This window comes from Paenibacillus sp. JGP012 (assembly GCF_014203995.1).
GTDB classification, from domain to species: Bacteria; Bacillota; Bacilli; order Paenibacillales; family Paenibacillaceae; genus Paenibacillus; species Paenibacillus silvae.
In genome coordinates this window covers 1-20,106 of record NZ_JACHKG010000055.1, presented here as the reverse complement: position 1 = coordinate 20,106, position 20,106 = coordinate 1, and the positions used below count along the sequence as shown (strand labels likewise).

General features: G+C 45.0%; 18 protein-coding genes. 3 read left to right on the top strand and 15 right to left on the bottom strand.

Annotated features, from left to right (window positions below):
• The first annotated feature begins 218 nt into the window (after window positions 1–218).
• On the top strand, window positions 219–1,901 hold the full coding sequence (locus HNR77_RS29590; RefSeq protein ID WP_184191614.1) for a type 2 periplasmic-binding domain-containing protein: 1,683 nt from the start codon (window positions 219–221) through the stop codon (window positions 1,899–1,901).
• A gap of 143 nt (window positions 1,902–2,044) precedes the next feature.
• On the opposite strand, the gene HNR77_RS29585 is transcribed toward HNR77_RS29590, so the two are convergent.
• Together HNR77_RS29585 and HNR77_RS29580 are read right to left on the bottom strand one after the other, a co-directional pair.
• On the bottom strand, window positions 2,045–2,356 hold the full coding sequence (locus tag HNR77_RS29585) for a hypothetical protein (RefSeq protein ID WP_184191611.1): 312 nt from the start codon (window positions 2,354–2,356) through the stop codon (window positions 2,045–2,047).
• A gap of 33 nt (window positions 2,357–2,389) precedes the next feature.
• Window positions 2,390–2,578: an aspartyl-phosphate phosphatase Spo0E family protein gene (locus tag HNR77_RS29580; RefSeq protein ID WP_154887164.1), complete on the bottom strand. Its 189-nt coding sequence runs from the start codon at window positions 2,576–2,578 to the stop codon at window positions 2,390–2,392.
• A 266-nt stretch (window positions 2,579–2,844) separates the two neighbouring features.
• Here HNR77_RS29580 and HNR77_RS29575 point away from each other — a divergent pair, with 266 nt between their 5' ends.
• On the top strand, window positions 2,845–3,978 hold the full coding sequence (locus HNR77_RS29575) for an amidase domain-containing protein (protein WP_184191608.1): 1,134 nt from the start codon (window positions 2,845–2,847) through the stop codon (window positions 3,976–3,978).
• A 51-nt stretch (window positions 3,979–4,029) separates the two neighbouring features.
• On the opposite strand, the gene HNR77_RS29570 is transcribed toward HNR77_RS29575, so the two are convergent.
• The 6 genes from HNR77_RS29570 to HNR77_RS29545 form a co-directional block, all read right to left on the bottom strand.
• Window positions 4,030–4,410, bottom strand: a complete 381-nt coding sequence (locus HNR77_RS29570; RefSeq protein WP_184191606.1) for a hypothetical protein — start codon at window positions 4,408–4,410, stop codon at window positions 4,030–4,032.
• A gap of 494 nt (window positions 4,411–4,904) precedes the next feature.
• Complete coding sequence (locus HNR77_RS29565) at window positions 4,905–5,318, bottom strand: hypothetical protein (RefSeq protein ID WP_184191604.1); 414 nt, start codon at window positions 5,316–5,318, stop codon at window positions 4,905–4,907.
• A gap of 501 nt (window positions 5,319–5,819) precedes the next feature.
• On the bottom strand, window positions 5,820–6,656 hold the full coding sequence (locus tag HNR77_RS29560) for a carbohydrate ABC transporter permease (protein ID WP_184191601.1): 837 nt from the start codon (window positions 6,654–6,656) through the stop codon (window positions 5,820–5,822).
• 17 nt (window positions 6,657–6,673) lie between these two features.
• Window positions 6,674–7,609, bottom strand: a complete 936-nt coding sequence (locus tag HNR77_RS29555; RefSeq protein ID WP_145328647.1) for a carbohydrate ABC transporter permease — start codon at window positions 7,607–7,609, stop codon at window positions 6,674–6,676.
• A gap of 71 nt (window positions 7,610–7,680) precedes the next feature.
• Window positions 7,681–8,979: an ABC transporter substrate-binding protein gene (locus tag HNR77_RS29550; RefSeq protein WP_184191599.1), complete on the bottom strand. Its 1,299-nt coding sequence runs from the start codon at window positions 8,977–8,979 to the stop codon at window positions 7,681–7,683.
• Window positions 8,980–9,517: 538 nt separating this feature from the next.
• Window positions 9,518–10,642 carry a GntR family transcriptional regulator gene (locus HNR77_RS29545; RefSeq protein WP_184191597.1) on the bottom strand — a complete coding sequence of 375 codons (1,125 nt, stop codon included), beginning with the start codon at window positions 10,640–10,642 and terminating at the stop codon, window positions 9,518–9,520.
• 303 nt (window positions 10,643–10,945) lie between these two features.
• Between HNR77_RS29545 and HNR77_RS29540 the strand changes: the two genes are divergently transcribed.
• Window positions 10,946–11,266 (top strand): hypothetical protein, encoded by a 321-nt coding sequence (locus HNR77_RS29540; protein ID WP_184191595.1) that lies wholly within the window; start codon window positions 10,946–10,948, stop codon window positions 11,264–11,266.
• A gap of 108 nt (window positions 11,267–11,374) precedes the next feature.
• Here the strand turns inward: HNR77_RS29540 and HNR77_RS29535 are convergent, their stop codons facing one another.
• The 7 genes from HNR77_RS29535 to HNR77_RS29505 all read right to left on the bottom strand — a co-directional run bounded on the left by HNR77_RS29535 (window position 11,375) and on the right by HNR77_RS29505 (window position 19,996).
• Window positions 11,375–14,149: an S-layer homology domain-containing protein gene (locus HNR77_RS29535; protein ID WP_184191593.1), complete on the bottom strand. Its 2,775-nt coding sequence runs from the start codon at window positions 14,147–14,149 to the stop codon at window positions 11,375–11,377.
• A 356-nt stretch (window positions 14,150–14,505) separates the two neighbouring features.
• Window positions 14,506–16,227 carry a helix-turn-helix domain-containing protein gene (locus tag HNR77_RS29530; RefSeq protein WP_184191591.1) on the bottom strand — a complete coding sequence of 574 codons (1,722 nt, stop codon included), beginning with the start codon at window positions 16,225–16,227 and terminating at the stop codon, window positions 14,506–14,508.
• A 45-nt stretch (window positions 16,228–16,272) separates the two neighbouring features.
• The gene (locus tag HNR77_RS29525; RefSeq protein ID WP_184191589.1) at window positions 16,273–17,049 is read right to left on the bottom strand and encodes a (2Fe-2S)-binding protein; all 777 of its coding nucleotides are present in this window, start codon (window positions 17,047–17,049) and stop codon (window positions 16,273–16,275) included.
• A 1-nt stretch (window position 17,050) separates the two neighbouring features.
• Window positions 17,051–18,091 carry an ABC transporter substrate-binding protein gene (locus tag HNR77_RS29520; RefSeq protein WP_184191587.1) on the bottom strand — a complete coding sequence of 347 codons (1,041 nt, stop codon included), beginning with the start codon at window positions 18,089–18,091 and terminating at the stop codon, window positions 17,051–17,053.
• Window positions 18,092–18,242: 151 nt separating this feature from the next.
• Window positions 18,243–18,521: a hypothetical protein gene (locus HNR77_RS29515; protein ID WP_184191585.1), complete on the bottom strand. Its 279-nt coding sequence runs from the start codon at window positions 18,519–18,521 to the stop codon at window positions 18,243–18,245.
• A 399-nt stretch (window positions 18,522–18,920) separates the two neighbouring features.
• Entirely contained in the window at window positions 18,921–19,502 is a 582-nt protein-coding gene (locus HNR77_RS29510) for a GNAT family N-acetyltransferase (RefSeq protein WP_184191577.1), read from the bottom strand.
• Window positions 19,502–19,996, bottom strand: a complete 495-nt coding sequence (locus HNR77_RS29505; protein ID WP_184191575.1) for a DinB family protein — start codon at window positions 19,994–19,996, stop codon at window positions 19,502–19,504. Before HNR77_RS29505 ends, HNR77_RS29510 begins: the two co-directional genes overlap by 1 nt.
• Window positions 19,997–20,106 lie beyond the last annotated feature (110 nt).

Sequence of the window (20,106 nt, the reverse complement as noted above, 5' to 3'; positions counted from 1 at the left end):
GGGTGGTACTTCCATTGTACAAGGAAACATATGACGGTCTCTATTTTTTTTACAAATTATTACTCCGAATTTTGGCAAGTACAGTTATATAGATTGCGATAACCAAAGTTTTTACACTAAGAGAGTCCTATCGAAACTAACAAACTCATATAGATGCCCTCCCGCTCCACTTGGTACAGTTACAGTGTAAAGATCATACATCGTAGGGGGATTGAACAATGATCAAATTCAAAGCATGGTGGTCCTTGCTCACGGTTATCGCACTCATTACCATCACTGCATGCGGCAGTAGTGGCGAGTCGGCCAGTGACAAAGGTTCCAGCGATACACCGGCGGCAGTCGGCTCTGCGGAAGCCGAAGCGGCGTTTGCCAAAGGAAAATACGACCCGCCCATCGAATTCAGCTCCGTGCTGATGCCGAAAAAATACGCTCATGGTGATACCAAAGAGAACAACGTACATGACCGCTGGATGCTCGAAACGCTGGGCATGAAGCACAAAGATACGTGGTATCCCGCCAATGACGACCAATACAGACAGAAGCTGCAGCTGGCGATTGCGTCTGGCGAGAAGCTGCCTGATTTCGTAACCGTGCCAACGAACGCGGTACTGACGAATCAACTGATCGACTCCGGTCAATTCATCGCCATTGACGAGCTGTTCGAAAAGTATGCAAGCCCGATTCTGAAAGAGCACGCAGCAGCACATCCTGAGCTGTGGTACCCGTTCACCAAGGACGGCAAAAAGTACAACATGCCCATCATGGAGTACACGGACAACGACGATACCCTGCTTTGGCTCCGTGAAGACTGGATGGAAAAGCTGAACCTGGAAGCGCCAAAAACCATCGCAGACCTTGAGAACATCATGGACAAATTCAAAAACGAGAACCCGGACGGTCTGTCTCCAGACAAAGTATTCCCTCTGGCAATCTCGCTCAAAAACAACACCAACACCTGGATGGGTGGACTCGACTGGTTTTTCGGTGCATACGGCACGATTGAAGAACAATGGAACAAAGACGCAAACGGCAATCTGGAGTACGGCTCCGTGAACCCGGGTGCGAAACAAGCCCTTGCCAAGTTGGCTGAATGGATGGAAAAAGGCTATATCCACGCTGACTCCGCGCTATGGGACGAAGGCAAATCCGCTGAAAGCTGGACCGCTGGCAAAGCGGGCATTCTGCCTGGCGCTAACTGGGTACCGGACTGGCCTGCTCCAGACCTGCTGAAGAACGTACCTGGCGCGAAATACAAAGCCTACCCTGTTCCGGCTGGTCCAGACGGCAAGATCGGTACGAAATGGCAGAACTCTGGTGTCAACGCAAGTATCATGATCAACAAAGATGCGAAGCACCCGGAAGCGATTTTCCTGTACTACAACTATCTGCTGGATAACCTGGCGAACCCGAAAGCAGGCAGCCCGTACGAATACGGCTTTGCGAAAGGGTACGACTGGGATATCATTGACGGTAAACCAACCAGTGACAAAGACAAGATCAAAGACTTCTCCAACGAATTCCCGTTCCTGACTGGCCCGGCGCGTATTCCAGATCTGTACATGAAAACACTCGTGAAGCTCGCCAACGGCGAGAAAGCTGAAACACCTTACGAGAAACAAATCGCCGAATTCCGTAAACCGGAAAACTGGTACGCTGGTAAAGTCGTGATGTCCCAGATCGACATCCGCAAACAAAACTATTTCACGGGCGCAGCCACACCAACCATGGTATCCAAGTGGAACCTGCTCCGTCAGTCCGAGCTCGAAACCTTCAACAAAATCATCTACGGCAAACTGCCAATCGATGCATTCGATCAATTCGTAACCAACTGGAAATCCAACGGCGGCGACCAGATCACCCAAGAGGTGAATGATTGGTTCAAGTCTGTGAGTGGGAAATAAGAATTTGTTGTTGGGAAAAGTAAAGCATTAAAACCCGAGCCGAAGCGAGTTATTCACGCTTCGGCTCGGGGTTTTAAGTGTAGATCAGAGTCGCTTCCCCAAGACATATGGGTTCGCGTTAGTGGATCAAGCCTGTCCATCTCCTAGCTTTGATCCGATTCATGCCCTCTCTCCACCAACATCGACTGGCCTAGCAAGGATACCGTTAGCTGAATGCCATCTCGCAGCCCCTGCATGTACAACCGTTCATTCTCTATGCCTTTTCTCACAATGTAACGATTCTCCCATTCGATGTATTCAGGTGTCTGCTGAACATCTTGGCTAGCAAACAAAGCTTCAAATGCTTCGTCGGTTTCCCCACGTACCCGATTAAGTTCAGGATCTTGCTCGATCCGGGCAGTCACCTCATCCAACCTTGCCAGAATCGCTCGCTGCATCCACGGTGGAAAATCCATTGTTACCCCTCCCCTACGCAATATGTACTTCACTCATTGCCGTACCACTCGACTATGTTTCGCCTTCGTTTCACTAACTCGTGCCACCAGTTCATCCACCCTTCGGCTCTGTTCCTGAACCGCAGGATTGTCCCACAACGGAATCGCTTGCTTCAAGGATGCCTCTCCAAGCTGATTAAGCTTGCGCCGTTCCTCTTCCAATAAGTCAAGCAACCGGCTCATACATGCACCTCTCTGATCATCTAAATTGCACCATGTCTTGTTAGGACTAAACATAAGTAGTCATTTTTAATGCGACTACTATCCAGAGAGAATTCACTTCTACTTATTCATATTGTAAGAGGAAATATAATCGTTATAATGCGGAAATCGAATTAAATTTAAAAAGTTTTGAAAAAAAAGATGAAATTTTAAGTAACTTTTTCCCTTTTATGGCGTTTATATCTATGAAACAACATTACAAAATATGACAATAGGAGAGTGAAAAATTGAATTTCAAGAAGACTTGGTTGATTGTTGGAACGTTCGCTCTAGGCTTCAGCTTAATGGGAAGTGCTGCTTCCGCAGAGACTAATTCAGAGAAGGTTGCCGATATTCAAATTAATGCTAGCGATATCCAGTTTTACAATGTACTTCCTGGAAAGTCAGCAGAGGTGAAAGAAAAAGCTCTTATTGAACACAAAGATGCTATCAACTTGGTTGAAAACCAGTTGAATAAAGATGGTATCGCTATCAAAACAGACTTAGACAATGTGGAATATCAAAAATATGTACTCTCGTTAGGGACTTCTTTTGAATTATTCTCTGCTGAGGACATGAAAAAGATAGTAGAATATGTAAAATTTATTGATTGGTATGAAAACTATGAACTTAATGTACAATTGAAAACATATCAAAATAAGCTTAGAAACAACGTAACACTCTCCAATGCAGAACTTACTGAATTAAATGGTCTTTTACCAATTCCTTCAGATGCTCCTTCTACTGCTCCATCTACAGATAATAACGAAACAACAACTAGTAGCGAAACAAACTTTGATTCTTTCGCAACAGACGAGGTTAGTACACTAGCTACTTCCGCAAACGGATATGACAATATAGCAGCCCGAGACTATGCTTACAGTTGGTGGAACAAAAGAAACCCGACGTATTCAACATATTATGCTGAAAAAGAAGGCTGTAATGTAGCAAATTCATCTTGTTGGTCGAAATGGAATGATTGCACTAACTTTGTATCCCAAGCGATTTATGCAGGAGGGATGAAATTTAGAACAGGTTCCCACGTAACTGCTGATGATGCTTGGAAGTTCGGACCCCTTATGCCTACTCACACGTGGGGAGGAGCTCAAAACTTCTATAAACATTGGAGTCAAAGAGCTGGCGTTGCATCAAGTGTGACCGCTCTACAAACAGGTGATGCCGTAAATGCGGACTTTGGAGCTGATGGACATGTCGATCACACTGCTATAATCACAAAAAATACAGGCAACAACAATAACAATAAATTCTTAACCCAACATACAACTGACAAAAAGGAAACTAGCACACTCCAAGATTGGTATACCGCTGGCTATAAAGTATATGGATACGAAATGGACAAAGCAACTAACACTGGTAACTAAGCACAACGTAAAACAACGCCCCCTTTACAAAGTAGGGCGTTGTTTTCTTGTCTAATCCTCAAGGTTCGCAATTCCAGCATTCAAACTATATATAATATAAAAATGATTCCATTGCTGCGTAGTGACTATTTCTTCCCGACCGTCTTTCTTAAAAAAATAACCTGATCCCTCCTGTTGACTATATACCCACCCTTCTCGTTCCATGCGTGACTTTAACAGTTCCTGTGGATCACCCTTTTCTTTCGTGAGATAGCGCTCTCGGGCAGGCATATCGCTATCTATCCGAATTACAGATTTACCGGTTGATTCTAAACGATACATGTGTTTCACATTATTATATCCAACGTTATTGACGTATAATGCTCCTAACACGACTAAAAGCATACAAGACCCAATAAAGCTGAATAAAATGACCTTCCATTTCTTATTCATCAGTTTCCCTCCTAAAATTGATTTTCTTATTAAATATAAACGGAACCAGACATCACTTAGTTACCAAAAAAAATTAAAAATCCTCTTTTTTCACTTCTTTTTAAAGGTCATTTAAATATTTCAGTGCATCTACAAAAGTAAAATGGATTGTCAATGTGAAATCAGACATTTTTTTAAAGCTGCGTTGCAAGTGACGTGAAATCAGAAGAGATGCCCGTGGTACGCCGAGAGTCCGGTATTTCAAATCCTAAAGTAGATACTTTGACATCTCGTACTCGAAGATCGGCGTTATGTAGTCTAACGATGGCATCTCTAAATAAAGCATAACATTCAGTAGAATGGAGTTCAGGTGCAAATCTTGCTGTTCGAATGCTTGCTTGAGCTTCATCAAGAGCATACTTTCTTTTCACAACCTCGGGCTTCAGGAAAATCTACTTTCGTTAATTACTACTGTCATCGATATATAAAAAAACTACAACTCTTTCATCACTTGATCAAAGTTGCAGCTCCTGGCCCTGGTATACTTTTTTCGTTATCATGTTTGTATATTTTAATCTTGTGATTTCGATCAGTTCATTTGACTTCATCATATTCAGGATATGACTATCTTTTACTAATATTTTACGATGACCTCGTCCCAGCCCTTTAACGATAATAATATTTGTATCCTTCTTCACCTCTACGATTTGTCCAATGGTTACGAATTGCTCTTGGTTCTTGAGATCAAGGTGGGTTAGCAGCCCAAGTATACAAAATATAATAAAACAAGAAATGTATAATTCAGTTGTCCATGCAGGGAGATCATTCACGAAGTAGTTTTTGACAATTAATTGCACGCCAATGATAAACATAAATATTATGATGAAGCCAAATTGCATTTTCAATTTCTTTTCAGCTCTTTCGCTCATAGGCTCTCCTTCTAAATCTTTTAACCATATCCGTTCAATGTCCCACTCTCATTATTGGATCTTTGCGGAGATGAATCACAAAGTCTGGATTTGAAGTGTGATATACAACGTTACCAGGCTCTACTCGAAAAAACTCTTTATTCGCATCTTGTTCGGATACAGTACGAATTGGTCAGGGAACAGTTCTCTCACTTCCTGCCATTTCATGTGTTATACCTCCTATTTTTCTTAATGGATCAACTTTCTATCATTTTAACATATACCCCTTACTTCATATATCGTCCTATATTCATAACACCCGATTTAGTCCAATGTATTCTCACTCAAGTATGTAAAATGTACAAAGAAACCGTCTCCTTTGGTATATGGTTGCTCTCGCTTCCATTTACTACGAAACGGTTTCTTTTGTTTCTCCCTCATGAAAAACTGCCTCTCAAGTCTAGGTCTGTCCTAACAATCCTTGGTTCCGCATCGCTGGAGCTTCATTCATACCCATGATGTTTAACCTTTTATACCGCTAAATGTAATGCCGCTAATAAACGTCTTTTGAAGAAAAAAGAACAAAACAATAATAGGTAATGTCATCAAGGTGGATACGGCCATTAATAGACCCCATTCGGAACCCTTTTGACTCTGGAATTGCTGCAATCCGAGCGAAACCGTGTAAGATGGTTCATTGGTTAAATAGAGCAAGGGGCCCATGAAATCAGTCCAGCTCCCCATAAATTGAAACAAAGCCACGGCTAAAACGGCGGATTTGGCTAGTGGAAACATGATCTGTAAATATATGCGGAACTCACTAGCACCGTCTAAGCGGGCCGCTTCGCGCAGGGCATCAGGCAGTCCCATGAAAAACTGCCGCAATAGAAAAATGTAAATGGGCACTCCAAAAAATTGGGGTACAATTAGTGGAAGAGCTGTTCCTACCCAGCCTAATTTAGTAAACAACAAGAATAGCGGAATCATCGTCACCTGTCCGGGAATCATCATAACAGCAAGGGTTACAAAGAAAAGTATACCTCTCCCACGGTACTCTAACTTGGCAAAACTATATGCAACCAGGGGACAGGATATGATCACACCAAGCGTACTCGCGATGGTTATAATCGCCGTGTTTTTCAGATACGTCCAAAAAGGGATATACTCCACGGCACGGGAATAATTACTCCACAGAATTGGATGCGGAATCCACTCTGGGGGGAATGTAAAGATTTGTGTGAGTGGTTTAAGAGAAGTCGAAAGCAGCCAAATGAACGGAGTAATGAAAAATGCAGAAGCAACAATGAGACATGCATAGGCTAACGCACGATTGATTCTTTTGATCGCGATAGGACTCATCCCTTACTTCCCCCTCCTTATTTCCCTTGATAATGAACCCAGCGTTTAGACGTAATAAAAATAATTCCGGTTAATGCCATAACGATAATAAATAAGATCCAGGCCATGGCGGAGGCATAACCCATTTTGAAATATCTGAATCCGTTCTCATATAAATACATGACGTAAAAAGTCATGGAATTCGCAGGAGTTCCTTGCCCTTTGGTCAACGTATAAGGAAGAGTAAACTGTTGGAATGCACCGATCATCCCCATGACAAGGTTGTAGAAAATAACGGGAGTGAGCAAAGGCAAAGTTACCTTTCTCGTTTTCTGAAACCAGTTAGCTCCATCGATTTGTGCCGCTTCATAGTACTCATCAGGGATGTCTCCTAGTCCAGCAAGATAGATCACGACCGCTTGCCCAATACCCCAGAGCGACATCAGAATGAGAGAGGGCTTGGACCACGACTCACCACCAAGCCAAGAAGGCCCATCGATACCGATATGCGCCAGCATCCCATTAACCAATCCGAAGTTTGGGTGTAGCAGCCACATCCATAGAACAGCCAGAGCCACTTGTGGCACGAGCGTAGGTAAGAAAAAGATCGTTCTGAATACAGCCATACCTTTGACCTTCATATTCAACATCATAGCGAGTGCCACACCGAAGAATATACTTAATGGAACAAAAAATACGGTAAAATAAATCGTGTTGTATATGGATTTCCAAAATAGAGGATCCTGGAAAAGATCTCGATAATTATTCATTCCGACAAATTCTCCAGGCTGCAAAATGCTGTAAGTCGTGAAGCTGAAGTAGATGGACATGAGCATCGGAATTGCATAAAAGCACAGCAGCCCTATAGCCCAAGGTGAAGCAAACAGCCACCCAATCACGTTAGTTCTGTGAAGTGCCCGTTTCCTTGCCGATGGAATTGCGCTTACTTGAACTGAATCCGCTAGTTTCGCCATGTGCATTCTCCTTCCAATTGTCAATTCATGAATAGGCAAGGAGAAAGCTCGCTCCCTGCCTACCGAGCACCCTATTTGTCGTATTTTTCTAAAGCCTTATTAACCGTCTCTGTTACTCGATCCAGGTTCTCTTTCGGAGTACCGTTACCGCGGGTTGCCTTTTCCGTAGCGGAAGCTAACTCATTCCACAACAGCTGTCCTTCAGGAATAACCGGGCGGTTGTGTGAATTGGGCAAAATATTAATAAATTCCTTCATGATCGGATCGTTCTTGTAACCGTATTTGTCGTTAACCGAATCGATAACGGAAATTTGAGAGTCGGCGTTTAATAACGTTTGCCCCTCTTCTTTCCCTAAGAATTCGAGGAATTTCCAAGCAGCAGCGACGTTCTTGGCCCCTTTAGGAATAATAGCGGAGCCGCCTCCTGACCATGTCGTAAAATTCGCTCCCGTTGGAGTCGGTATCGGTGCAACGCCGTAATTTAGATCCGGCTTAAATTTTTCGATCCCCTTAACCGTAAAGTTCCCACTGATCTTCATGCTGACTTGACCGGAAATGAATGGATCCATTTCCTCCGTGCCAGCTGCGCTTGTGAATCCGGCAATATCCTCGACATTGTATTTTTGGCCGAAGTCGGTCATCCATTGCAGCGCTTCAACGACTTTAGGATCATTTGCAGTAATTTTGCCGGTGGCAGCGTCCTGGAATTCGCCTCCAAATGCCCATCCCCAAGTATAAAGCCAGCCTTGCGAATACCATGGGATGAACCCGATCCGTTTGAAACGTTTACCTTCCTTGATGGTTAACTTATCGGCGGCCGCTTCAAGTTCGGCGATCGTTTGTGGCGGTTTGTTGGGATCCAGCCCTACTTCTTTGAAATGGTCCTTATTGTAAAAAAGCAGGCGAGAATCCGTATCCATCGGCATTGCATAAAGCTTTCCTTGATAACTGGACTCCTCCCAAGCAAATGGATAATACATTTCCTTACGAATTCCGGATTCTGCTGCCATCGAGGATAAGTCAGTCAGCGAACCTTGCGCAGCCCAAGTACCGACCTTAAATCGGTCGAAAAGTGCAACGTCGGGAGGATTGCCGCCTGCGACTGCAGTCAGCAGCTTCTGATCGGATCCCTCGCTGGATTCCGTATAAACTAATTTCATTTTGATCGTAGGGTTTTTCTCCTCAAATGCCTTCACGACTTTATTCATATTATCTAAATCAATGGAGGTAAGACCATGCCACATCGTAACCGTTGTCTTCCCCTCTCCGGCCGGATCGCTGGAGCCTTCCGTTGAGCAAGCGGTTAGAAGTAGTAACATAGCCAGAAAGTAAACAAGAATTGGAAATGCGATTTTTTTGGATCTCCTCATTCAAAGTCCCCCTTAAGTTAAATGAATTCGTTTAACTTGAATTCCTATAGCATCCACTTCCTTTTCTGATCAATCCATTATTTATGTAAGCGTTAACAAGATTGGTGATATGAATGATTAAAATCAGAAAATATGAACGAAGTGGATTTGTTGTAAGAATTCTACTAGTTACACTAGATATACTAAGTATATTAATATGACATCATAAAACATGTCAATTGCAATATTACGACATGAATATGTATGACGTATGGCTATAATTAGATATATGAATCAATGTTTCGAAGTTCGTTAATCTCCGGTCCCCCAACCCATTCCCTGATGTGAAACAAGTTAGAAAAACGCCTATCGACATACTTCACAGAAGACAAACGACATCTAGAAGAAGTTTTTCCTGCGATATCCGGTCCGGAAGGTCCAAGCTTCGAAGTTTATATTTCTGATATCAAAAAAAAGTGCCGATAAAGCCCCTGAGGACTTCACGACACATTGAAAAATATCCTTGATTTTGTTGAGTTGCACTGAGCATGTATTAACCCTATGTGTTATTTTTCACGACCATACGATGTTCAATAATGTTCAGCTCGGGAACTGCTGCTCCATGCAGCTGAGAGATTAGCATATCCACTGCCAATTCACCCATCTGCTTCTCATCCTGCTTAATATGAGTGAAGATGGGTTGACCCAAGTGATCATTCAGGGAATCGAAACAAACAATCTCGAATTCCTCCAGAGATTTCCCCATCGAGTGAATGACTTGAGTCAGCATGGTAGCTATTAGAAATTCCGACGCAACAAACGCCTTTACATCAGGGTGTTGTTTCAAAAAACGCTTTATTGTTTCTTTATCACTTTCAATCGCTGTTCCATTTATGTTCATAGGAAGGGTGCCCTTCAAGTTCGTCAATACATAATCTTTGTTCAAATTCATTCCTTCTTGGGTGAAGGCAAACGTATATCCGAGCAGCCTTTCCTCCAATGTTGAAGTGTTCTCTTCCGGCGGAGATAAAAAGGCAATTTTTTTATGGCCTTTGCTAATCAGATGTCGTGTAAGATCCATGGCTGCTTTCTTATTGTCTGTGTATACCGAACAAACCGGGATTCCTTTTAGATATCTATCGGCCAAAACAATTGGAAACCGATCTAAGACAAGTCGAAGCAGTTCCGAATTATAGTGTTGACCATGAATGGGGGTCACGATTAATCCCTTGATGCCTAAACCAATAAATAAGTCGATCGCACGTTTTTCCTCATCCCGATCCCCGCAAGTTCGCTTGATAATGAGTTGATAATTGTGCTCAGCGCTCCGCTTTTCCATCGATCTAAGAAGCTGCAGGCCAAACTCGTCAGAAAAATTCGGTATAATAAAACCGATCAACCGCTTATCATCCTCAGGAACCAAGGTCGTTTTCACCTCTGAATAGTGCTTCGGTTCTTGTCCTCCAATTATACCATCAGCCACAAATGAACCTTTTCCTTGTATTCGTTTGATAACCCCGGAATCGGCCAATTTCTCCAGAGCCTTTTTAGATGTAATACGACTGACGCCAAATTGTTCAGCCAACTCTTTTTCAGAAGAGACTCGGTCACCTTCTTTTAATCGACCTTCTTTGATCTCTTGTACTATATAGACATATATCTGCTCGTATAAATGCACTTCCACAAAACCACCCTGACATCATAATATTAATATACTAAGTATATTACACAAGAAGTCATTCGCAAAGTTAATCAGATTACCGATGAATTTCTTCGGCATCGAACTATCTTAGTGGATGCGATGGTGTTCATGACAATGTTTAAGAGATCCGAACGAGCTGACCTTATGGCTTTGATTCGTCTGATTGTTGTGGAGGACGACGGAATTCCTGAATTGAACATTTCAATATGATTATGTAAACTAGTGATGATTCAATCTTTATAGTCCATTCATTCCTTTTTATGAAAGAAAGTAGGGGTGTCCCTTTTGAGAAAACCTTTCTCCCTATTTGTAATCTTAATCATCGTATCTCTCTTGCTTGGAGCATGCGCCACCGAAGAGGAAAAGACGATTGTATCCTCCGCAGAGAAGTTCGCTGCAAATTATGTTCTCGAAAAATACGGTGTAACCGTTCGTTTTACAGAGTATAAATTCTCTCCTCCCGATCTAAGTAAGTCGTTAGGTCTTCACGGCTACATTGAAGGCAATAAGAAAAAGAAGGTGTTTGTTTTCGTGAACTACGATCCTTTAAGTGTTGAGACACTATCGCTCCCTGAAGGAATATCCAAGAAACCAAATTTAAAATAGGTATCCCCCTTCACAGTAGCAGGTTTTATCCATACACTGCTTACCGAAAAGGGGGACTTTTCTTTGTTTTATATCTGCTCAGCTTAGAAGCTATGAGCTATTTCATGGTTAACCCAGCAATTGATCTATCGTTGGATTCTCTCTCAGCATGCGCATGATCACCGTTAAGGCTTCCGCCCTCGTAAGGTTGGCGTCCGGTTCAAACCGATTCTGGCTCTTGCCCTCAAGCAATCCTGACTTTGCAGCCGCTTCTATGATCTCGTTCGCCCAATGCTTGGGTGCTACATCAACGAATGTTGCTGCATCGCCAGATGGACTATTCTGAAAAATCAGGATTTTCGAGATCATAGCAACCATCTCGGCTCGTGTAATCCTGTAATCACCGTGGAACGTTCCATCAGAGTACCCGTTAATAACTCCATTAGAAGCAAGAATTTCTATAGAGTCTCGCGCCCAGGAGTTCTGAATATCCCGTAACTCAATCGTTCCGCTTCCTGAACGCAGAGCGAATGCTTTAACAAGAAGTACGCTGAACTCTGCTCTCGTAATAGAAGCATCCGGCTTGAATCGGCCATCTGGGTAACCATTGATTATACCTATCTTGGCAGCGGATAAAATATCTTTGGAAGCCCAGTGGGACGCTGCATCCTGGAAGGTTACCGCGACTGCGTTACCAGCCAATGCCCCTTTTATAAAAGCTACAAGCCGATCGGTTTCAACAAGAGCTTGAAAATGCTTGGTCTCCTTGGCAGGAGGTATTGAAGGTTCCGTTTTAACCGGAGTACTATTATCGATCGAAGTGCTTGTATTGGTTGAACTGCTCGGAGAGGATCCTGACCCCGAAACTGGCGTACCGGTTACTGTTACGGTTATATCTACCGATTGGGTTCCATACACAGCACTGACGACAGTACTGCCCGCTGCCTTACCTGTAACCCTGCCACTGGTAACATTAGCAATTGACGGATTGCGAACAGTCCAGGTTACCCATGAGGTCACATCTCTTTGCGACTGATCTGAAAAAACAGCTGTAATCGCCACGGTTGCAGTCTGCCCGCTCAGTACGCTTAACGTATTCGGAGTAGCCCTTAAACTGCTTAATGCCTGCAAGGTCATGCTCTTTGTTGCGATGCTGCTCATTTTACTGCCATCGCTTACGGTAAAGCTGATCGTGCGCGTTGTCATATTCGTAGAAACTTGTGTGTTACTGTAAGTAACTGCTTGCAATGCGTTCTGCCACTGCGCCAACGTTGCGGTTCCACCTGCGGACGTCAGCGTCAGCACGCCCAGGAGAGCATCATAATTCGAAGTAATATTCCCCATGCTAGCCCCATCATTGGTGTATGCCAATACGTCTTTTCCCGCTTGGAAATTGCTTATAATACTAACCGTTGCGCTAGTCAAGGTGGTATTATCCAAGTCGGATACCGTTAGACCACTGTCAATATCCGCCGGAGTCGAAACTCCAGAGATGTAATTAGTCGAACCACCACTTGTGGTCACAATTGGTTTCTGGTTGGTAGCTGTGACGGTTACAGCTCGTGTCGCTGTATTGCTCACATCGACGCCGTTCGTCACCGTGAAGCTAACCATACGTGTCGCCGTATTTGGCGTGATCGCCGTATCTGTATAAGTAATTGATCTCAAGGCAGCTTGCCACTGCGCCAACGTTGCGGTTCCGCCCGATGATGTCAGCGTCAGCACACCTGTAACTGCATTATAACTGCCTGTAATATCTCCCATGGTCTGCCCGTCATTGATGAATCCCAGCATATCTTCTCCAACATGAAGATTACCTGTAATGGCCACTGTTGCGCTTGCAAGAGTAGTGCTATCTGCTGTTACCGTTATGCCAGAGTCGATAATGACCGGAGTTGAGGGCGCATTATCCCCAGCCACGAATGAAGCCGAACCGCTGCTTGTAGTCAGACTAAGAAGCATAATCACCGTTACTTCCACTGTATGTGTAGCAGCAGCGCTGGTCTTCGTTCCATCACTTACGGCATAGCTTATGATACGCTGCCCTGGCGCAGCGCTTGTGCTTGAAAACGAAATTCCCCTCAACGCATTCTGCCACTGGGCCAACGTTGCGGTCCCGCCTGATGATATCAGCGTCAGCACGCCAGTAGATGCATCATAACTCGCCGTAATATTCCCCATGGTAGCCCCATCTTTGATGTAAGCCAGTACATCTTTTCCCGCATCGAAGTTGCTCGTGATACTAACCGTTGCGCTAGCCAAGGTTGCATTATCTAGGTCTGATACCGTTAGACCGCTGTCGATCGCCACCGGAGTCGAAGCTCCAGAGATGTAATTCGTCGATCCACCACTTGTGGTCACGATTGGTGTCTGGTCCGTAGCTGCAACCGTTATCATTCGTGTAGCCGTATTACTTTTATCAACACCGTCCGTCACCGTGATGCTAACCGTACGTGTAGCTGTATTTGGCCTAATCGCTGTATTGGTATAATTTATTGACCTCAAAGCGGCTTGCCACTGCGCCAACGTTGCGGTTCCACCCGATGATGTCAACGTCAGCACGCCAGTAGCTGCATTATAGCTGGCTGTAATATCACCCATGATCTGCACGTTATTATTAGTGAATATCAGCACATCTTCTCCAGCATGAAAATTGCCTGTAATCGCCACTGTTGCGCTTTCAAGGGGAGTGCTGCTATCCGAGGTTACCGTTATGCCAGAGTCGATCGCAACCGGAGTTGAGGACGCATTATCTCCAGCCACGAAGGAAGCCGAACCTCCAGATACAGACAACACAGGACCCGTGGCTGCATAGGTGGTCGGCGTAATATGATTACCGAGTCCCGCCTGAAAGGTTAATGCAATGGTAAACAGGACCAACATTTTTCGTAATAAGCTCTTCATTGATTACTTCCCCTGTCATTTAGATTTAATCCTGAAAGTGTAACCATTGCTGGTAAGGCAAGCATCAGACTATATCTGATCATTGTGCTCTCATATTCGATGGATACTGTATCTCCTTTTCTACTTAGATAAAACCCATTTTGCGACATTCTCAAAGAGAATTCCTGTGCTTTATGAACTATTTTTAGGACTTTAAGCATGTTTTTTCGATTTTTCTTTAGTGTAATATTGATCTAGCCTTCGCTAAAAACTAAAAAAACAGGCCACTTTTCCCTCTCCTGAGACAAAAGATGACCTGTCTATACGTCTTGTTAGATAATTCACTAGGCTCTTAATAGGTAGCACAGGGTTTACCCTCACCCCAACAACGACTGCTCAATCTGATCCACAATCCCGTTAATCCCTATCGGCCCATAACAGCCAATCCATGTCGCGGCATCTACCGAATGCACCTGCTGCTCCTCGCCCCCATCAAGCATTTCCAACACACGCTGCTCTGTCGCCGATATCCCATCCTGCATAAGTTCATTACTCAGCAAAAAGTAGTGACTTGCCTGCACTGCGGGTAATCTCTCAACCGAAATGTGATAGGCCGTGTCGGAAGTGTCTGCGACAAACAACGGGACGGGCAGACCTAGATCACGGTACAACACAGCACCTGTGCGATGAGCCGCAGAATGCACGCGAACGAGAGAGTCCAGCGGACGGATCAGTGCCACACTTTTGCCTGCCAATAAGGAAGCCAGTTCCTCAGACAACAAAGCCGTACGACGAAGATAATCCGCAATAATCTGCTTGGCTTCTGCGCGTTTGTCTGTCAGTTCACCGAACAGACTCAGAATGGTCTGCCAATTTTCGTTACGTTTGAACATGAGCACTGGAGCAATTCCACTTAACCGTTCAAAATACTGCTCATGTACCTCAGTGCAGATAATCAGATCCGGTGCAAGTCGTTCTACCGCAGGCAGATCAGGGTATTCATACGTACCGAGCAATTCGGTGTGCTGGAGTCCTGCCCGAAGGGATTGAGGAAAGGATAACACGTTGCTTCCTAATCCGACACTCCCTACCGGGGCCAAGCCCAGCGCCAGCAAATGATCGGCATATTGCACATCAAGGACAGCGATACGCTGAGGTGTTTCGGTGACGGTGTACTCCCCTTGCATATGACAGATGACCGGGCCTTGGGCAGATTCATAGGAAGAAGCTGTGCGGTTTTGCAGTAGAGCATTCGCATAGTCTGCATCCGTTCTCGAAGCGGCGGCATGCCGGTAATGCAGCGGTGGGACGCCAACATACTTTTTAAAAGCTCTGCTGAAATAATACATATCCCGATAGCCCAGCTTGTCGGCAATTTCACCGATCGAAGCATCCGTATGACGCAGCATGCGTGAGGCACTTTCCATGCGTAGCTGAATAACGTACTCCATCGGTCCGAGGTGCTTTTCCTGTTTGAAACGGCGCTGCAATTGTCTCACACTACAGCCCGCAAGGGCAGCCAGCTCTTTCAGCTCCAGATTCTGACGATAGTGCGACGCAATATAGGAAGCGACCACATCCACCATGTCGGACTCCGCTCCCCCCTGACCACGTTCATATGCCATGATGAGCTCATAGATCATGACCTGGAGTAGCGCGTTCGCATAGAATCGTTCCAGACCTTCACCGCGGCGCCATTTGCCCACGATTTTTTCGGCGTTTTCTATCCATTCCGCGTGGGCCGCCGAGTTTTGCACAAAGGACCTGCGCAGCGGATGTTTGCGATACGAAGGCATAACAATAGAGGCTCCCTCCATGGAAGAAGCCTTGTACATGATTACAATATAATGAATGTCCTCTGATCTGGCGGTCAGCGTGTAGGATGATCCCTTCACCGCATGACAGACAAAAGAAGCTCCAATGTGGCAACCCTCGCCATCCATTGCAAGCTCCCCTTCCCCTCCGTATGCCAGTAGCAGAACATTAGAAGCTAAATCCGTTTCGTGTAAAACGCTGCCTGTCTGCAAAGTACCGCTATATCCGTCCAGCATCTTGATCGCTGTATCACTCCAACCACTTGTCTGTTCCTGCAGCGGCATTTCTCTCATCTCCTGACAATCGCATAGGTATAATCATTGCTGTTGTCATTGTAGTTGAGATTCTTTCTCATTGTCAATTTTCGGACATTTGAGGCAATATTCCCCTGACATCTGGTAGTAAAAACAGCAGGTGATGCGCTCACTTTTGGCAACATGTACATTGTCCTTACAATCGGTGAAACGAGTCAACGGGTTCTTCCTCTCACCAAACACTTGCCCAGATGCCACCTGCGTCAGATAGGCGAAGTCCTCACGAATGATCTTACGTTCCTGCTCCGTCTCGCCTTCATCAGGAGCGAATAGTCGCCCAATCCGTACCATGATATTCTCCCAGAGAATACTCATCGAAAGAGGCGCAATCGCAGCAAGTGTCTTTAACAGAGGTGTCAGCTGTACCGCAAACATCTCCTGAACCGCCTTTTCCCGCCAAACGCTCCTGTCTCCCGTCAGCTCTTCAGCCCGAACCTCGTTCACCGCTAGAAAAGGAAACCGTGTACCCTTCTCATGTTCTTCAAGCTTCGGATGATAGAGAAAGCTGTTCTCCAGCTCAAACGTCACATGCTGATGATGAAATGTCATCGCAGTCACGAGCGGAGCCGTCCATAGATAGCCAAGTCGCTTGGCTAACATGGAAGCGGCAACCTTCATGTCTGGTGCATCGATATAATGTTGAAACCAGCTGATATACTCTCGGCACGCCTCTTCGTCATGCAGCTCTCGCAGAGCAATGGTACGGACACTATGTTCAGGCGGCTCACCAAGCAAAATCGAATGATCCTCTACCGTCTCTTTCCATGCATCTGTCGAGAGATATCGGTTCATATTAGTTCGATCCGAGCAGGGCTTCTGAAGCCTGATCCACAATCAGATTAATCGCGAGCGGTCCGTAGTATGCGATCCAAAGTGTGGAGTTTACATCATAAGTACGGTTATTTTTCACAGCATCCAGAGACTTCCATACCGGATTGTTCACCATCGCCTCAGCTTCTGCGGCAAACAGTTCATCCGACAGTACAAAATAACGATCTGCCCCAATCTCAGGCACCTTTTCCATCGAGATTTCAACGGAACCATCTTCATTAATCTCCTGCACCAAAGCAGGCATCTTCAGTCCCAAGTCATTATACAGAATACCGCCAATGCGGTGCTCAATCCCGTGCACACGAATGCCTTCTTTTCTTGGACGAATGATTGCCACCGTTTCATCGCCCAGCTTCTCTGACAATTGTGTTTTCAGCCCGGCGATTTTCTCTTCATACGCTGTGCGCACTTTCTCTGCTTCGTCTTGCTTGTCTGTAATCTTAGCTACTGTAGCTAACGTATCACGCCAGTCTTCGTAGAAATCCAGTACCAGGGTAGGAGCAATTTTACTTACGCCCTCATACTGTTTTTCCTGAAAGTCGGTCATGATAATCAAATCCGGGTCTAGTGCTACAATCGCTTCCAGGTTAGGCTCGTCCCGTGTACCCAGAACTTCTACGCCATTCGGCTGGTCTCCCAGGTATTCAGGAAAATCGGTATTTCCTCCTGCAATAACACTTCCTGCTGGCTTCTCGCCAATCGCTAACATCTGATCCAAAAACTTAACATCGAGAATTGCAATTCTCTTCGGTTTTTCGTTTAGAGTGATGTCACCCTTCATGCCCTTGATCGTTACTGGAAAAGCGCCATCTGTCTTCGTATCTGTACTCGCAGGTGTATCCGAAGGAGTTACCGCGGATTGTTTACCGCTATCTGTACCTGTTCCGGCACCGCACGCCGTCAGGACAAGAATGAGGGCCAACATCAAGCCCATCAGTAATCGTGATTTGTGAGCAGCATAGCCTTTGCTTCCGGCTGCTTGCCCTTTTGCACCTTGTTTCATTTGTAAATCCCCCTTATGTATACTAGTGATAATGATTTTCATTATCGAAACATAAAGAGAGTATAAACGATCTGTGTATCGTGTTACCATGTACTTTTGCGACATTTCAATCGGACTAATGCGACATCATGATTCATGTTTTACCTTTCTACTATCCGCCTTTTAATTTTTCAGTAATATAAGCATGCAGACGGTAGATATCCGAAAGAAGCTCTTCCTCCTCCGGTGTATTACCGTATTCCCCCAGCCATCGCGGTGTGCGGATGTGCCACTCATCTGTCAGGTATTGCTTTTCATCCCGATATTGTAAAATATGTCCCAGGAAATATTCCAATGAGCCGAAGGATTGTTTTTCTCGATCGTTAATGATGGCTTGTGTATTTTCAATGATTGACTGCAACATTTGCTGGATATGACCTTCTGTGTTCATAGCTCCTCCTTCAGTCTCTTCTATTTAAAACGTTAAATGCCACGTACTCCTGACTAAAAATATAGTAAACCCAACTATATATGTTGAACTGTTTTTTACACGTTAACGGAGTGGACTGTATAAAACCTTTAGTTCAACTTATCTAACACCTAACATCAAATAAAAGTTCATTATAATGTAAATCAGATAAAATAAAATCAAAAAAACAGCCGAGGCGATACTACTACGCTTTGGCTGTTTCTATTCGGTTCGGGATCAACGTGCCCCGGCACGCCTGCGGAAAACTTCCTGGCTTGGAACGAAAATTCAGCAAAATTGGCTTCCTTCAGCGTTTTCAGGCACGCCCTAGTTTAAGCTGTTTCGCTTTGCTCATAGTCAACCTCCCGCATAGATCCGTTATTAAAGCAATGGGGTGTCGGCTAGCTGCAAGCGATAGCTTTTGACCAGCGTGTCTCCCCCTGTCATAAACTCCTTATCCAACGCTCGTTCAAACCCCAGACGTTCATAAAGACGAATCGCCGTCCCCATCATATCTGAGGTGTGAAGGTACAGCGTATCTGCACCTCGTTCACTCGCCAGTTTGACACTGGCCCGAATCAGCTCTGTCGCCACACCTCTGCCGCGAGCCTTGCCAGTTACGCCCAGCAGTCGAATAATCGGGGAATGGATGCCTAGCGCTGCATTGCCGTATGCGGTCTGGGACGAGTCATACACAAATACGCTGCCGACAATTTCTCCATCCAGTTCTGCGACAAGCTTGGCAATCGTTGACGATTTCCGGGTAGCTTCTGCAATGCCTGCTTTATAGGCAATCCATGCATCCTGAGGAAGCTCCTGTTCATATTGACTGTATGCTTCATACAGGACGGCCTCCAGCAAATGACCTTCATCGGCAGCCGCTTCTCTGATGATCAGTTCCCGGCTGCCCGTACCCGAATTTGGATGCTGGCTGTCCGTTGATTGCCCCTCTGTGTTTCCCATTACTGCACCTGCTTTTCAGCTGCTGCTTGTTTGATTCTGCGAATCTGGTTGAGATGGTTCTGCACATGAGCGACAAAACCCGGAATGATCACAGCTAGAGATACCGTCTCTCCTTTGAAGTTAACGCCGGTTTTCTCCCATTCTTCGTCACTCAGCCGCTTCAGTAGTCCTGAGTTATACTGAACCAGACCGTTGGCAATCGTAATCAGCTGAGAAATCTGCTCCTCATTTGCTTTTTGCCCGGCGATCCACGTTTCCTGATTAAAACCAGGCAGTGTCGCCTGTGATCCCGCTAATATTTCCCGGATGCGAAAGGAAACGACGATACTATGATCCACCAGATGCGCCAGCACTTCAGTAACACTCCAGGAGGATGGGGAAGACTTCCACTTCAACTGCTGCTCGGTCAGACCCGCAATCTCCTGTTCAATCTCTTCATAAGCGTGTACATATGCTGATATAATCGATTCTGTCTTCACTGTTGTTTTCCCCATAATTACCGCTCTCCGATCTATATAACTGTACTTGCCAAAAACTGCTTCCAATTTATTTACAGTAGAATAACAAAGTTTAGGCTAATCGTAGTTGCTGCTGGACCCATTCA